Here is a 14,405-nt window from a genome sequence, read left to right on the forward strand (position 1 = left end):
TTTTACCCATCGAACAAGCTACGCAAGGACAGGTAACCCGATCCCAGTTAAGACCGGACATCTACCCCGAATGCCCAAGCGAGCTGAAAGCCAGTAACCAGTAGGATTAAGGGCAAGTAATGGTCAGCATTTTACGTAAACACAAAAGCGAGTACCTCCATGCGTGATTATGGCAAGGTCTATACCCGCTTTTGGCTAAAGCAAAATGTTTTGTCCTGGAGTGACTCAGCGAAGTTGCTAGGACTGTACTTGCTTACATGCCCGCATTGTAATTTGCTTGGCTGCTTTCGACTGCCGATTGGTTACGTTGCTTCTGACTTGAACTGGGATGAGCAACAGGTTGCCAAGGCGTTAAGTGAGTTAGAACAAGATCAGTTCCTGATTCGTTGCGAGGAATCTGGTTGGACTTTGATTCGAAGCTTTCTGAAGCACAACCCAATCGAAAACCCAAACCAAGGTAAAGCAGCCTTTCGGTTGCTTAAAGATGTACCTGCCGACTTCATTGGTATGGTATCACTTTTGAAATCTCTTGCCGCTTTTCAAGCTCGGCTACCAGAAGAATTTTCATCATTGTTTATGCCTGATGGCAACCCGGTAAGGGACTCTCAACGGTCGGATGACTCTGAGGGAAGCAATAAACCAACAGTTAAAACTGTTGACCACATACAGTTTGAAGACTTCTGGGATGTACAAATACGCAAAGAAAAAAAAGCGAAAGCCAAAGAAGAATGGCTACGCATGGGCCTCAATGAAGACCATGAACTCGCCTTGGAAGTGCTAACACGCTGGAAAGAGCAACGAGAAAACCGATTGCAGTATCAAGATCGGACTAAGACCCCTATGCCACATAACTGGCTTTTAAACCGGCAATGGGAAGACGAGTACGTTCGCATTGATGAAGTACAGCAATCATCGACGAGCCTAAAGGGCAGCAATCACCAATTGAATATTGAAGAAAGCAATCGCCGCATTGCTGAAAGCTGGGCCGGACCGGGTATTCGGGAGGTTCGTTCAAGTGCAGGAGGTTGATAAACGCGAGTTTGCTGAAGTTTGGGGAGCTGCTTGGGCCATGTATGGCAAAAGCGTATCACCACAATTGCTATCCATCGCATTTGAAGCCCTTCGTGCTTATAGCATTGAAGAAGTGCGAATCGGTCTGACTCGGCATATTCAATCACCGGATACTGGGCAATTTTTTCCAAAGCCCGCTGACGTCATCAAGCATATCGACGGCAACTCGGGCTCAAGAGCCATGGTTGCTTGGAACAAAGTTGACAAGGCTGTTCGTCAGGTTGGCGCTTGGACATCAGTGATGTTTGACGATGCGCTTATCCACCGCGTGATTTCAGATATGGGTGGATGGGTTGAACTCTGCAAGGTTGATGACAGGGAATACCCCTTTAAGCAAAAAGAGTTTTTAACACGCTACCAGGCTTACTTGCTACGGGACGAAGTGGGTGAATACCCAAGGCTATTACAGGGTATTGCAGACCATCAGAACCAGCAAAAAGGATTTGATATGCAAGCGCCTGTTGCCGTAGGCGACTGGTCAAAAGCGGCACAAGTTTATACGAGAGGCATCGCCGACTTTAGCGCAGTGCCATTAAAAAGAATAAGCCCGAAAGCCATTCAGGCGCTTCTCGGAAATCAATTAGAGGACAAAAATGAAAACGATTAAAGCAAAAACCATTGCCCTAGTGATAGCCATGTCCGCAAGCACTTCAGTCTATGCGTTTCCGGGCTATCAGTGGGAAAAAGCAGCACAAAGTGTTGGTATTGATCCAGTCATGCTCTACGCCGTTGCCTTGGCTGAGTCGGCCTCACATCGAGGTCTTAACATGACCAGTCCATGGCCATACGCAATTCGCAATGGTTCAAATGCAACCTACGCCAAATCTAAGACAGAAGCGGAGCAACTGTTAAACCAAGCACTGCAAGAGAGTGAAAAATACCAGCTCGATATTGGCCTAATGCAAATCAATTTGCATTGGCATGGGCATCGGGTGAGCTCAGCGGCGGAACTGCTAGACCCCATCACCAACCTTACCGTCGGCTCCAGTATTTTGGCCGAAGCAATCAAGTCTTCACCTAACGATTTAGAGCTTGGCATAGGCCGCTATCACAGTTGGAACGAAGAGCGTGCACGCTGGTATGGGCAAAGAGTGCTTTCTATTTATCGCAATATTTTACATGAACTGGAGGTCCGTCAATGACAACCAATCAACAAGACTTCTATCAATTAAACTTGGCGTACCTGCACGCAGCACGGGAATTGGCGCGCATTGATCCGCAAGAGGCTGTCTTGCGCTTTGGACTTACACGCGATGTGGTTGATGCTCTGATTAATGCTGGTGTTGACGACCTGCAACGAGTGGCGACCTCATCATTCATGCTGTTTCAACCAAGGGGTAACCAAAGCCAACTGATTGAGATGGTGAAGAGCAAAGGCACAGGTATCCCAAGAATCGCTTATTTATTATCAACCCTAAACAACAAGGGGGATGCATGATTGATAACCTGTCCAAAAGTGAGCTGTTTACCCGAGCCTCGCTGCTTATTAAATACGGATTTCGAACAACCATTATCGCGCTCGATACAGGTTTGCCAATCCACATTATCAGAAGGCTGCACAAAGAAGTGACTGGCAAGTCACCTTGTCCTGGTCAATTGCCAGAATCTGATGCCATCGTCAAAAGCAGAAGAGCATTAGTTGAAGGCTCCCTGCTTATGGCGCTTTATGTCAATATTGGTGGTGATAATGTCTACAAGCAATTAAATATCGATGCTTTGATGAAGGCTTACGATGCGTATTTGGTTGCAAGAAAAGAAGCAGATCTTCCAGCTGAGATCCCCTGGAAAAAACTGACCATCAATGAAGGTTGGGTTCTAGCTCGTGATTTAAGATCACAGCTAGCATCCTTACACCGGTGTCGATGCGGCAGTCTGTATTTGACGGTATCTCAACAGCGCATTCAGCTTAAATGTCCTGTGTGCGAGATTATGGCCGAGCAAACCACTAGAGCACTTTTTGAGAACTAAAATGCTGATGCATGATTTGATTGTGCACCGCCCGTGCACTTTGAGAGTACTAAGATGATAAAATTACTTAAATCTTTACCAGCACGCTGCTGGTTTATATCACTGGGGCTTTTTCTGGCGACTTTGGCTGCGGCTCATTTTTTTCCCTCAGAAATATTAACGGCATCTGCCAAGTTAGCGGCTTTGCCATTTCTGATTTGCACCATCGTTTTTTTCAGCTACTTGGGATTCAAAGCAATTGCTAGTCCTATCGGCCTTATAACCATCACCACTATGTTTTTAGCAATCGCATATTGGCAAGCGAGTTGGACAATTTTATGTGTCGGTTTAGCCTTCTTAGGCTTAAGCGGACTAATCCATTTATTTCAAAGACAACTGAAAGATACCGGTCGAGAACTAAGCCTGAGCGAAAAAAAATATTGGTACTGGGTAAACGAATTTGCAGATGGTCGCTCATCTATCCTCCCTAAAAAAACAAGGTCATAGTAAATTGACTGCTTTTTTACTTATACTCAAAAAATTGATTGGCACTTTCGTACTACGAATGAAAAATGCCATTTCCATCAATGAATACGGATCAACTCAAGTTCGTTACCCAGCACAACAGGACAGTTCTTTGACATCCTTGTTAAAGGTTTGGGCGCAGAGCTTCAAACCCTCCACCATAGTCAGGTAAGGGAAAAGCTGGTCGGCTAATTCCGTCACCGTCATACGGTTGCGGATCGCCAGCGCCGCACTCTGGATCAGTTCTCCACCTTCATGCGCCAGAATCTGCGCCCCGATCAGGCGGCCAGTGGCTTTTTCCGTCACCAATTTGATAAAACCATCGGTCTCGAAATTCGCCAGTGCGCGCGGCACGTTCTCCATCTCCAATACACGACTGTCGGTTTCAATGTCTTGTGCGTTGGCTTGCTCTTCCGTGAGCCCAACAGTTGCCACCTGGGGATCGGTAAAAATCACTGCTGGCATGGTGGATAGATCCAGTTTGGCGTATCCGCCCGTCATGTTGATGCCGGAACGGCTACCGGCGGCCGCGGCGACATAGACGAATTGCGGCATGTTGCAGCAGTCTCCGGCGGCGTAAATACCGGGAACATTGGTTTCCATGCGTTCGTTAACAACGATTTCGCCCTTTTTGTTGGTCGTAACACCCACCGCGCCCAGATTGAGTTGGCAAGTATTGGCGTGTCGCCCGGTGCTTACCAGCAAACGATCGCAGCGTAGATCGCCCGCGTTAGTTTCCAATGTAAATTGGCTTCCATCGTGGGTCACCTTGGTAGCTTGCGTACTGTTTAATACTCGAATGCCTTCTTTTTCAAAACATCCGGTGAGTTTTTCACCGAGCAAGGGATCTTCCCGATAAAGCAATGTATGTCTTGCTAATATGGTGACTTCACTGCCTAAACGGCGATAAGCCTGGGCAATTTCCAGCGCTACAACCGACGAACCAATCACGACCAGGTGCTGCGGCAATTCCTGAGCAAACAGCGCTTCGGTAGAGGTCCAATAAGGTGTTTCAGTTAAACCATCAATAGGAGGAATGGTTGGCGTGGAGCCGGTAGCGATCAGGATTTTATCGGCGTGAACTGCCTGCTCGGTTCCATCATTTTTTCTGACTATCAGGGTGTTGGCATTTTTAAATTGCGCCCAACCTTTAAGTAAACTAAGCGCAGGATTTGTCTCCAGAATATTCTGGTACTTTGCCGCGCGCAGCTCTTCGACCCGAGCGGTCTGCTGCTGAGTCAACAAGGCTCGACTCAATTGGGGCGCATGATTTTCCAGTCCGGTAAAGGGATTATTGCGTTGCTGCTGAGCCAATTGAGCGGCGCGGATTAGAATTTTTGAGGGTACGCAGCCGACATTCACGCAACAGCCGCCAATCACATCGGCTCCCTCAATAAGAGTGACCTTGGCACCACCTTCAGCGGCTTTAATAGCGCAGGCAAAAGCGCCGGAACCCGTACCGATAATCGCCACGTGTTGAGTTTGGTTGCTTTCAGTGTTGCTTGCATTTTCGTTGTCACAGCAGTCGTTCGGTGAAGTAATTTCTTTTGCAGTGCCAGTGGATTCTTTTGCAGTGCCAGTGGATTCTTTTGCGATATAACCGAGAGCTTCTATTGCTCCAATGAGAACGGTTACGCTGACCCCACCGTTCGTGGTGATCGTTGCTCTGGCGTTTTCATAAGATATTTCAACCTTATTAACGCCTTCGATCGCATCGAGTGCTTCTTTAACGTGGGCGACGCAACTTGGACAGGTCATCCCTTCTATCGATAGTAAGATCATTCGTTTTCCTCAAATAGTAGTCAGGCATTGCGTCGTGTTAAACAGCACAGCTGTCATCATCACAGCGTTTATTCGCCGGTGAAAAAATATCCCAAAGCGATACGGCAACCATCAGGCCTAATGCTGAATAGGTGACATAGCTGCTCCAGCCGTACTGGAAAAACGGATAGAGCGATAACAGCAATAAAATGGGGCCGGCCACACCCAGCGCACTACGGTGCCATTGCCGGTGGCTGAACCAGCCAAGTCCGTTGAGTACCAAGGCAATCCAGGCAAACAGGGGTAATAGCGTGCTAACAAGCAGACCTTCCCATTGGCTGAGAAAACCCAGTCCTACCGCAGCGCCCAGACTGGCAATGGCCGGGAAACACATGGCGCATCCCATAGCAGAAACCAGCGCGCCCAATGAGCTAATCTTATCGCCGAACCGGGTCAGTAACCGTATTAGCATTTCTATGCTTTACTCCTTGAGCGTTGACGGATAACCCGCGTTAGTGGTGGCTTCGGTCAGTGCTTTTACCGTGGTTTTTTCGTCGTCGAAGGTGACCACCGCCAGTTTGGTCTTAAAGGTCACTTCGGCTTTACTGACGCCATCGACTTTTTGTAAGGCTTTTTCCACGGTAAAGGGACAGGTCACACAGTTCATGGTTGGGACTTCCAAAGTAACTGTTTTCGGGGCAGCTAAAGCGTTCAGGCTGGTCAGTACGAACAGGGACATTAGGGCGAGTGTTTTCATAATTTTCTCCAAGAGCAAGCCATAAAGATTTAATCAAAATAAAAGGTTAGAAATCGTCATCAGGCGAACCAGACAATCCAATAATTACTGGTGACTAAAACCAACGCAGTCAGTGCCGTTAACCAAAAGATCACCTGCCGACGTTTTCGCACTTGAGGAACTGCACAGGCGGTGCCTGGCTCACAGTCCTCGACGGGGCGATAGACCTTCCAGCCTGCGAAGCCAAATAAGGCTAAAACCAGCAGGATAAAAATGGGACGATAAGGTTCTAACAAGGTTAAATTACCAATCCAGGAGCCACTCACGCCTAGCAGCAACAAGACGAAAGGACCAGCGCAGCAAAGACCAGCGCCAATAGCGGCAATAACACCGCCGATGATTGGAAAGTTGGGATTACTTTTTGACATAACTCACTCTACTTATCGTACTTTAGTAAAACAAGTTTAAACCCCGTACCCAACTACGGAGTCAAGATAAAATTTGAATCATTATTAATCTTCAGGAAGTAGGGAATCAATAATGGGACAGTGGGATTGGTTAGTATTAGAATTACACTCATTCAATAATTCTGTGAGAACGGTTTCTAAGCGGCGAAGACCTGCTATTTTGACTTTGACACTTGCAAGCTTGTGTAAAGTCATTTCTTGCACTTCTATACAGGGAGTGTCATTAAGGCTGAGTAAATTGGAGATTTCTTCCAAAGTGAACCCAAGATCTTGGGAACGTTTAATGAATTTTATTCGGTTTAATGTTGCCAAAGGATAAAGTCGGTAGCCTAGATGCGGTTTTTCAGGTTTTTCTATAAGACCACGTCGTTCGTAATAACGAACAGTCTCAACATTGATACTAGCTTGTTCGGCTAATTTTCCAATTGTGTACATGTGTTATATTTCTCCGTATCTAAGTACGGAGAAATATATCCCTATCTACGTAATTAAGCCATAAAACTTCGTTAGCCTTGAGCTTCTACTCCTTGTTTTATTTATTTCCTGATGCCTGGTTATATGCCCTAATATCGATCAAGTTGTTCTGAGCATAATCTCCCGCAAGGGATGCATTTGAGATCACCGCTATCTGCTTATCCACAAATGCTTTATCTTCTTCAGACACACTGTCAGGGATGTAAGCGCCACTCTCATCCTTTTGACGATACTCATTTAGCATTTGCTCCCTTAGGCCAAGCATTTCAGGCGACCAACTCGATGAGTCTTCAGAGTTGAATACGCGCCCCGCCAAACCTTCATTGAAAGCTTGAGCGAACACTTGACTTTGAATCGGGGTCAATCCCATTCTCTGCCCTTCGCTGTATGCTTCCTTTTTAAAATCATCAGCATACTGCTCTAGGAACTCACCATATCGATTGTTAACTGCCGCACCGAATGCCCCCGCCAACATGGCTTCAGACTTAGTGCCCCAGTTTACTTCGGAAGCATACTGCGAACTCGATCCACTGTATGCATCATTAAACGCCGTCAATGGGTTTTCCAAAGAGGTTCCTGCATCAACGGCGGCTTTTAAGCCATCCCAGGTTGATTTGCTGGCCACCGTAGCGTTGTGCAAGAAACCTCGTGAGCCAGGATCTTCAAGCGCTTGTTCTTTGTAACTCTCATAGTCTTCGCCAAAGTGATTCAAGGTATGCAGTGCTGCATCAGTATGCTTGCCACTGAAATCACCAATAGCACTGGCGCTGTTGAAGAACATTTCAGCACCAGAAACTCCGCTATCATCAGCCATAATGCGTGATCGCCACTGAGATCCAGCTTCACTGTTTAGTCCAGATTGATAGGTACTTGTGTCAGTAGCTACGGCCTGCTGAGCTTGCTGCTGATGCGCATTCAACTGTCCATCTATACCAGACAGATTGGTTTGGTAAGCCGATTGAGCTGCGTTGAACTGAGTTTGAACTGTTGCTGCATCCTCGTAGCCGCCCAATACACCCGATTCAACTTGGCTTTGAGTACCACCAAAAGTAGGTGCAGTTGATGACAAGCCTTCATTTGAGCGCGGCTGAATTGATCGTAAATCGGCTCCGGTAGCCATGGCCATAACAGTCATTGCTGCTTGATAATCATTGTCCCGTTCAGCGGGCGTTGAAGAATTGCTATAGGTTAAAGACTCCATAGCTGCGGCCACATACGCCTGATTATCATCAGGTAACAAGCGCTGATACATTGGAAGGTTTTCACGTAATCGGTTACCGGCTTCAACATGCTGGTTCATATAGCGACCTAAATAATCCATGACTTCAGGATTATCCGCCGCTAATCGGGTTAACGTCGCACCATCAGTATTTCTTTGTCCTGATAGACTGTAGCTGGCCTGATCAAGCTCACTAAAGCGGTTTGATGCCGTGACAACGTCTTGTGCTGAACTCTGAAGAGACTGATAGTCTTGGTTAGACAAGGACATCTCAACGCCAGAACGTCTTGAATCTGAAAGGTCCTTAACCATTGCATCGCGATACTCAGCACGTCGTGAATCACTTGATGCCAAGCTTTGCATCTCCCCAGTGAGCGTATTTGCGGTCGTAGATCGAGAACTGCCTTCTGATGACTCAACTTGGCCACTAAAGTTACCACCTAGATCCAACCCAGCTCGTAACCGTGATATTTTTGGCACTCTTGAGGATTCAGGCTTATCGACTCCAGGCAAGCTACCTTGTGGGGAGTCATTCCCCCCTGTACCAAGTAATCTTCCCAAGAACCCTTTGTCTGCTACTTCTTTATCACCGGTATTTGTAATAGTTCCATCGCCACCGACCCTTAGGCCTCCCGATAACACGCCAGATACCAAGCCACGTACAGCGTCTTTTTTATCGTCTCCGAAACCATACCGTGTTTGCAGGTCATCAGTAACCTGATTAACAACGGCGCTAGATGCGGAATTAGAAGAACCGATCTGACGTCCAACCGAAGAAAGGTTGTCGTAACTTAGCTTTTCACCAAAAGTTCGACTCATGGTATTGCCAACCTGACGACTAAAGGCTTGAGTTGCCTGAGTCATGGATTCTTTTGCAGAGCCGACCATTGAACCCACTGCGTTTCCGACAGAGAAACTGCTTAGTAAGTTTGACGCACCGGTCATTGCAGAACCAGTGAGGGCTGAATTTTGGAACATTGACTGTGATTGCATCACCGGGGCATTTTTTGAGACATCTGGACTAGCCAGCTTTTCATCAATGGCATCGCCGTTTTGAAGACGTCCAGCCAAGTGGGTTGCGGTTATTGCTGAGCCATACACGAGCATGAGCGAAATTGCCGGAACACTCGACGCCAACATGCCGCCAGTAGCTATCCAGGTTTGCAGCACTGAATCCATCTGCATCATCCCAGCAAAAGATGGCACTTCTGTACCTGCAAAGGCATCAAGAGCCGACATTTTCCCTGCAACGGTTAAATGAATATACAGGTTAATGATGGCCATGACAGGCATCCAAAGTTGAATCCAAAGCAGGATTAACAAGTACTTCCCGGCCATTCGCATCCCGATTTGGCCAAGGGCTATCACAAAGGCCATCAATGGGGTGATGGCGTAAATGAAACCCTCAAAAAACGTCATCATCGGACGAACAATGCTTTGGAACAGGGTCTGCTCCGCCGCCCATTGCGTATTGCGCTGCTCAATTGCTTGGTTAACCATAACGGCTGCGGTGAAAGCTTGATCATCCATATACTTGCCCGTCACGCTTTGTTCATAAATAGGCAAAAGCACTGACGCGGTCATGTACTCTTGGGTGTTAACCGAAGCCAAACCAAGGTTATTCAGTGCATTTCGGATCACGTCATCAGTATCCGTTGCTGACGAAGTCCCCAATGAGGCTGACAAAACCTGTTTAAGCCTTGGAATGAAGGTTGATTCTGTCATGAGTTTCAGCTGGCTATAGGCATCGGTGCAGTCCAAATCGCTACTGCTACCACTTAGCATGATGCGCGTGCCATAAATGCGCGAATCAAACCTAATCGCAGTCATCGGGTTAGGATCACTTAGCACCTGATCTAGGTTCTTTTGGCCTATGTCGATGCCAATCAAGGTGCATTCTTTGATGTAGTTAAACCACGATTGTTCGATATCTGAGCCACCGACACGATTTGCATCACCCAACCCAGAGCGATCCATCACCTGTTTTCTCACTTTAATCAGTGACTGTAAACTGGATGCAAAGCCGTATTCCGTCATGGCGGGAGTTGAGAACGCCGTTTCAAACAATCGCGTGATTTGAAAGCCAACAGTCGAAATCGTACTGCCTGCGGCAGCAACACCGATGGGCACATTATCAACCACTCGAACTTGTCCCGTGTACGCATCCTCAATGCTCACTCGGGTACTGGGTCCAAACATGGTTGCAAAGACTAGCCATGAGACTAAGACGTGTTGAAAGTTAATCCCACGACCACCTTGCATTAAGGCCTGAACAGAGACCATCAATACCCCAATGAGCAAGCCAATGCGAACCATTGAAGTAAAATCGCCTGTACCAGTGATCATCGCGACAGCGTTCAGGACCTGCTCTAAAAAAGCCGAATCCCCGATGGAATAGATTTCCCACATGACCTATTCCCCCAGCGCCGTAGATTTAACGGTGTAATAACGCTGTTTGCGAATGGTCTGAATCACCTGGTTAAAATGCGCCAGCAATTCTTGCTCTGAGCCGTATCTTCGCTGCAACGCAGCGTACTCCTCATTGATTTGGCGACGTGCACGTTCAAGGTCTTCGGTTAACAACTTCGCATAGGCATGATCTTCCACACCAGATGTGCTTCTAGCTGCGTTGAGCATGTCTTCAACCAATGCCCGGGCCATCTCAACAGCAATAAATGGCGCAGCTCTTGAAGCAAACGACCTAGCAGCCCCTTCATTTAATGCTGAAAGTGTTCGAATCATGCCGCCAATGCTTGCAGGAGCCGAGGTCATAAAAGCCTTTTCGGTGGTGCTAGCTGCCCCAGTATTCCGAGCAAACTTAAATATAATGCCGTTACTAGAACCTGTACCAAGAAGTAAATTTTCGACCTGAGTTGATAACCCGGTTAGGGTCACGTTAGCGATTGTCGGATTTAGACAGCCGTCTTGTGTCACTGTGTCACATCGGTACATAGCGACGTTACCGCCATGAATTAGATGCTCAATAGTCACTTTATTGCCATTCAGTCTGGTCAGTTTTGGGGCTTTACCTTGACCATCAGCCGCATTCGCTAAATCACCAACGATGATCGAGCCAGTCACCGACATAACCGCTTCAAGAAAACGATCATCCCCCGATGCAAACCAGCTTGATGCCGAGTGACGTTTCAGTGCTCGCCAGACCAAGTTACCTTTAATCGTTTTGTTCACATCAGATGCCGCGACACTTGAAGCATTCTCATAAGGGTTCTTACCGTTGGACTCACTCCAACTGGTAAAAACGTCTCCAGCCCCTTTGAGAGAGCTCAACATGCTGGCTTCTGTTTGCCCCTTCTTACCAAAAGCAGCCAGAGTATCGTTCACGACTCCCTGAGCCATTTGACAGGAATTGCCAAAATATTCGTTCAACTGCTGGATTTTCTTTTGCAGTGTCTCCATGTGCTGGGAGCATTTCTCACACATAGCACTGAGCGCCAATTGGAATGCGTACCCCTTGGCATTTGCCGCTACAGAGCGAAGTAATTGAACAAACTGATCCGCGTTAACAAATGACAAACTTCCAGCGAACATATCAATGCCGCCACAACCAGCTTGGAATGACGGAGGCACCATAGAGACGAGGTTTTCGTTCATGATCCTGTTACGAACAACAACACTTCCACCAGATATAACGCCACGCCGCTGACTCTCGAATACACCAGGCGCAGTGGTGTTGGTCATTGAACCAAACAACTGATTCATCTCCTGTTGCAAGCTTGCTTGGCTCATAGATGAAAAACCAATCGCACAGGCGATTAGCGATACTTGGAATACTTTTTTCATCGTTATAACCCTCCTTGTGCACGCAGATAGCGAACAAGGAACTCAGGGTCCTGTAATATTTTTTCGTTAAGCTCTTGGGCTGACATCGCGAGTGAAACGCCGGGCTGAACAGGTCTGGTGGCATAGTAAGTTTGATCGTCAATCCAACCGGCTTGATGGGCTGCAAGAATGATTCGATTATTGAGCTCATCAAGGCTCATTGCGCCCTGGCCAATCGGAGTGATGACATTAGGCGGGTCAACTAAGAAAACCGCAGGAACAGTCGTAACGGACAAGGATTGAGCTTGTCCTGAATCGACTTTGTAATTTGGAAATTCTCCACTTGGTAAAGGCAAGCCATCGACAGCAATAGCAAACACCTCGAAACCGTAGTTCAAAGCCATGGATTCGATGATAGGCGCTTGAGCATGGCAATAAGGGCAATCCGAACGATAGAAGAAGAACAAGCCAGCCCGTTTTGCTACTTCACCTAAAGCAACATCCCGTTGAGCGCCAGCTTCTCGATCCATCCGATTGGCAGCATAGGTCGCCAAGGGTCTACGACTGATTTCATCCAAAACAGGATCGCCCATGACAACCTGCTGACTAACATCAGCAAACTGTGAGCCCTTATCCATCATGACTCGCTGGAGATACAGATAGGCTCTGACATTCTCATTCGTCGGCTCATCAATTGCCTTGTCCATGAACGACTGCATGTGCTCTCGGAACCAGGCAGCACTGAAAGGCTTTAGCCCGCTCTGACTCGACTCTGCCGCACCTGATTCCGGCTTTATAGGCTCTTCATCCTCCGCTGGCTCAGGAATGACCTGATACCAAAACCAGCCTTCCTGACCACGCTGATAGAATTGCCCATCACTAGCATGGGCGGGCAGGATGAATAGAAAGAAAATAATGATTGGGATGGTCACCCATAGGATGAACCAAGGGAACAAGGGGGTTCTCATTGTCAGCTCCAGAAAATTTCATAGAGCTAACATGCTAATGATCCCGGTAAGAGCGATTGGCCAGATAGATGAATGAATCGTGTGTTTTTCTGACTAGCTGTTGTGACCAGTAACAACAGCTAATTTTAACGAGCCAAATTTATGATTGGACCGCTTTGAGCGAATAGCAGACATTAACGCCTTACTAATGGGCGTAAAATGCTTGGCTAAAATTAGCGACGAAGGAGCGCAAGCCAAGCGTTTTGCGTCCTTTTAAGTAACTTGTTATGAGGAGAATTTTTCCTTTGCCTCATTTTCGTATTTGATACAATTTTTGCCCCAATTTGTTTCTTGCCAAAAGTAATCATGAAGCTCATCTAAATTTTTAGGGCAATTCGTAATGACCTTATATCTCTTATCAGCTGGAATCCTAAATGGCACATCAGCATCAAATACTTCGCCATAAGCCATGTTTTGCATGCAAACTTGGAAATCGCCAAAATACATTATTGAATCATTAGTCAATTCAATAATGTTTTCTAAAACTTTAAAGCGATCTTTTTCAGTTTGTAGAGCTAACAAGTCATGATGGATAGATTGTAAAGCGAATCGAAATACTCGAAACAATTTGAGATTCACGATTTCGTGCGATTCTACTTTGGTGACAACAGCCAATAGAGCGTTGCTGAAGTTTTTCATTAACTCTAAATATTCGACGTAATCAACTTGATCTTTCATTTCCAGGTTAGAATATTTTTTGCCAAAACAATAAGAATTAACCTGTCTAATAGTTGCCGTTGATTGATCTAAGAGAATATTTATATCTTTGAATAACTCAACTCTCGTATTTCTTTTCGCTTCTTCTTTTTGAGCATCTAGGGTGTTTTGGTGTTGTTTAGATAATTGCTTAAATGCAATAAAAACAGAAACTACTACTGCAAGTGCAGCTAGCAACGGACTAGCAAAATCTTTTGCTACATCGTAGCAAGATACATTACTGATAAAGTAACAACTTTTTTCAACTATCGTTGGTGATGCCACTGGACTTCCATCTCCTCATAACATTTGTATATTGTGCCGGCACGCTTTCTCTGGTTTTACCAGATGGATGGTCGGCGTTAACTTATTGATAAAAAGTAATTAATTATAGTGAGCCACCGCTAACTGCGACCAAAAGCGTGCTGGCACATTATTACTTTTATTTGTGCTGTTATTTTTTGGTTGATCCAAGATAAGTATCTAAACTAGAGTGTTTTTCCTTCTTCAGCAACAAATAAATGTGCCTGCTGATTTGCTCAAAGCTTGCTTGTTTTATGGTAAAAGCAAATAACGCTGTTTATTCGTCCAGATGTACAACCAATGTCCGCAATTGGCACAAAAAAGACGATCAGTCCTAGAAAAACCGAACTGTTATTGCATGCAAAAATCGGTGTTTAGGCCCGAATTCAACTGCGAAGTGCGACACTCGTCAATATCAA

Annotated in this window: 16 protein-coding genes; 7 read left to right on the plus strand and 9 right to left on the minus strand. The window is 46.3% G+C overall.

The genetic code is table 11. The features are described from left to right. The first annotated feature begins 8 nt into the window (after positions 1 to 8). The 7 genes from NOG12_RS12215 to eexR are packed head-to-tail and all read left to right on the plus strand — an operon-like array spanning position 9 to position 3,525. Positions 9 to 104 (plus strand): YdaS family helix-turn-helix protein, encoded by a 96-nt coding sequence (locus NOG12_RS12215; protein ID WP_470385087.1) that lies wholly within the window; start codon positions 9 to 11, stop codon positions 102 to 104. A gap of 55 nt (positions 105 to 159) precedes the next feature. Continuing rightward, positions 160 to 1,029 (plus strand): hypothetical protein, encoded by an 870-nt coding sequence (locus NOG12_RS12220; RefSeq protein ID WP_313933397.1) that lies wholly within the window; start codon positions 160 to 162, stop codon positions 1,027 to 1,029. Then, a complete protein-coding gene (locus NOG12_RS12225) occupies positions 1,016 to 1,678 on the plus strand; it encodes a DUF6475 domain-containing protein (RefSeq protein ID WP_007105460.1) in 663 nt (220 codons plus the stop codon). Before NOG12_RS12220 ends, NOG12_RS12225 begins: the two co-directional genes overlap by 14 nt. Beyond that, positions 1,665 to 2,213, plus strand: coding sequence for a lytic transglycosylase domain-containing protein (locus NOG12_RS12230; RefSeq protein WP_025610846.1), 549 nt, complete (start codon positions 1,665 to 1,667; stop codon positions 2,211 to 2,213). The genes NOG12_RS12225 and NOG12_RS12230 overlap by 14 nt, the downstream gene beginning before the upstream one ends. After that, positions 2,210 to 2,509 (plus strand): flagellar transcriptional regulator FlhD, encoded by a 300-nt coding sequence (locus NOG12_RS12235; protein ID WP_000210563.1) that lies wholly within the window; start codon positions 2,210 to 2,212, stop codon positions 2,507 to 2,509. The genes NOG12_RS12230 and NOG12_RS12235 overlap by 4 nt, the downstream gene beginning before the upstream one ends. Then, positions 2,506 to 3,039, plus strand: a complete 534-nt coding sequence (locus NOG12_RS12240; protein WP_000566755.1) for a FlhC family transcriptional regulator — start codon at positions 2,506 to 2,508, stop codon at positions 3,037 to 3,039. The genes NOG12_RS12235 and NOG12_RS12240 overlap by 4 nt, the downstream gene beginning before the upstream one ends. 54 nt (positions 3,040 to 3,093) lie before the next feature. Beyond that, complete coding sequence (eexR, locus tag NOG12_RS12245; RefSeq protein ID WP_028867978.1) at positions 3,094 to 3,525, plus strand: entry exclusion protein EexR; 432 nt, start codon at positions 3,094 to 3,096, stop codon at positions 3,523 to 3,525. A gap of 105 nt (positions 3,526 to 3,630) precedes the next feature. Here eexR and merA read toward each other — a convergent pair whose 3' ends face one another. From merA to NOG12_RS12290, 9 genes are all read right to left on the minus strand, one after another. After that, positions 3,631 to 5,325, minus strand: coding sequence for a mercury(II) reductase (merA, locus tag NOG12_RS12250; protein WP_313933398.1), 1,695 nt, complete (start codon positions 5,323 to 5,325; stop codon positions 3,631 to 3,633). Positions 5,326 to 5,362: 37 nt separating this feature from the next. Next, positions 5,363 to 5,776: an organomercurial transporter MerC gene (gene merC / locus NOG12_RS12255; protein WP_202612004.1), complete on the minus strand. Its 414-nt coding sequence runs from the start codon at positions 5,774 to 5,776 to the stop codon at positions 5,363 to 5,365. A 9-nt stretch (positions 5,777 to 5,785) separates the two neighbouring features. Next, the gene (gene merP / locus NOG12_RS12260; RefSeq protein ID WP_028867975.1) at positions 5,786 to 6,061 is read right to left on the minus strand and encodes a mercury resistance system periplasmic binding protein MerP; all 276 of its coding nucleotides are present in this window, start codon (positions 6,059 to 6,061) and stop codon (positions 5,786 to 5,788) included. Between the two features lie 59 nt (positions 6,062 to 6,120). Continuing rightward, on the minus strand, positions 6,121 to 6,468 hold the full coding sequence (locus NOG12_RS12265; protein ID WP_028867974.1) for a mercuric transporter MerT family protein: 348 nt from the start codon (positions 6,466 to 6,468) through the stop codon (positions 6,121 to 6,123). A gap of 84 nt (positions 6,469 to 6,552) precedes the next feature. Then, positions 6,553 to 6,942, minus strand: coding sequence for an Hg(II)-responsive transcriptional regulator (gene merR / locus NOG12_RS12270; RefSeq protein ID WP_032482372.1), 390 nt, complete (start codon positions 6,940 to 6,942; stop codon positions 6,553 to 6,555). Between the two features lie 97 nt (positions 6,943 to 7,039). Then, on the minus strand, positions 7,040 to 10,609 hold the full coding sequence (locus tag NOG12_RS12275) for a conjugal transfer protein TraG N-terminal domain-containing protein (protein ID WP_148518200.1): 3,570 nt from the start codon (positions 10,607 to 10,609) through the stop codon (positions 7,040 to 7,042). 3 nt (positions 10,610 to 10,612) lie between these two features. Continuing rightward, positions 10,613 to 12,001, minus strand: coding sequence for a conjugal transfer protein TraH (locus tag NOG12_RS12280; protein WP_029628494.1), 1,389 nt, complete (start codon positions 11,999 to 12,001; stop codon positions 10,613 to 10,615). A gap of 2 nt (positions 12,002 to 12,003) precedes the next feature. Then, complete coding sequence (locus NOG12_RS12285) at positions 12,004 to 12,948, minus strand: thioredoxin family protein (protein ID WP_001260106.1); 945 nt, start codon at positions 12,946 to 12,948, stop codon at positions 12,004 to 12,006. A gap of 264 nt (positions 12,949 to 13,212) precedes the next feature. Continuing rightward, positions 13,213 to 13,968 carry a hypothetical protein gene (locus NOG12_RS12290; protein WP_313933399.1) on the minus strand — a complete coding sequence of 252 codons (756 nt, stop codon included), beginning with the start codon at positions 13,966 to 13,968 and terminating at the stop codon, positions 13,213 to 13,215. Positions 13,969 to 14,405: the final 437 nt, after the last annotated feature.

Origin of the sequence: Pseudidiomarina fusca, assembly GCF_032227045.1 — a bacterium.
GTDB classification, from domain to species: domain Bacteria; phylum Pseudomonadota; class Gammaproteobacteria; order Enterobacterales; family Alteromonadaceae; genus Pseudidiomarina; species Pseudidiomarina fusca.

What these genes read in the sequence shown, in the direction of transcription:
- NOG12_RS12265 (WP_028867974.1), bottom strand. Translation starts at nt 6,468, where the DNA reads ATGTCAAAAAGTAATCCCAACTTTCCAATCATCGGCGGTGTTATTGCC.
- NOG12_RS12285 (WP_001260106.1), bottom strand. Translation starts at nt 12,948, where the DNA reads ATGAGAACCCCCTTGTTCCCTTGGTTCATCCTATGGGTGACCATCCCA.
- NOG12_RS12275 (WP_148518200.1), bottom strand. Translation starts at nt 10,609, where the DNA reads ATGTGGGAAATCTATTCCATCGGGGATTCGGCTTTTTTAGAGCAGGTC.
- merP (WP_028867975.1), bottom strand. Translation starts at nt 6,061, where the DNA reads ATGAAAACACTCGCCCTAATGTCCCTGTTCGTACTGACCAGCCTGAAC.
- NOG12_RS12235 (WP_000210563.1), top strand. Translation starts at nt 2,210, where the DNA reads ATGACAACCAATCAACAAGACTTCTATCAATTAAACTTGGCGTACCTG.
- NOG12_RS12230 (WP_025610846.1), top strand. Translation starts at nt 1,665, where the DNA reads ATGAAAACGATTAAAGCAAAAACCATTGCCCTAGTGATAGCCATGTCC.
- merA (WP_313933398.1), bottom strand. Translation starts at nt 5,325, where the DNA reads ATGATCTTACTATCGATAGAAGGGATGACCTGTCCAAGTTGCGTCGCC.
- NOG12_RS12220 (WP_313933397.1), top strand. Translation starts at nt 160, where the DNA reads ATGCGTGATTATGGCAAGGTCTATACCCGCTTTTGGCTAAAGCAAAAT.
- merR (WP_032482372.1), bottom strand. Translation starts at nt 6,942, where the DNA reads ATGTACACAATTGGAAAATTAGCCGAACAAGCTAGTATCAATGTTGAG.
- eexR (WP_028867978.1), top strand. Translation starts at nt 3,094, where the DNA reads ATGATAAAATTACTTAAATCTTTACCAGCACGCTGCTGGTTTATATCA.
- NOG12_RS12240 (WP_000566755.1), top strand. Translation starts at nt 2,506, where the DNA reads ATGATTGATAACCTGTCCAAAAGTGAGCTGTTTACCCGAGCCTCGCTG.
- merC (WP_202612004.1), bottom strand. Translation starts at nt 5,776, where the DNA reads ATGCTAATACGGTTACTGACCCGGTTCGGCGATAAGATTAGCTCATTG.
- NOG12_RS12280 (WP_029628494.1), bottom strand. Translation starts at nt 12,001, where the DNA reads ATGAAAAAAGTATTCCAAGTATCGCTAATCGCCTGTGCGATTGGTTTT.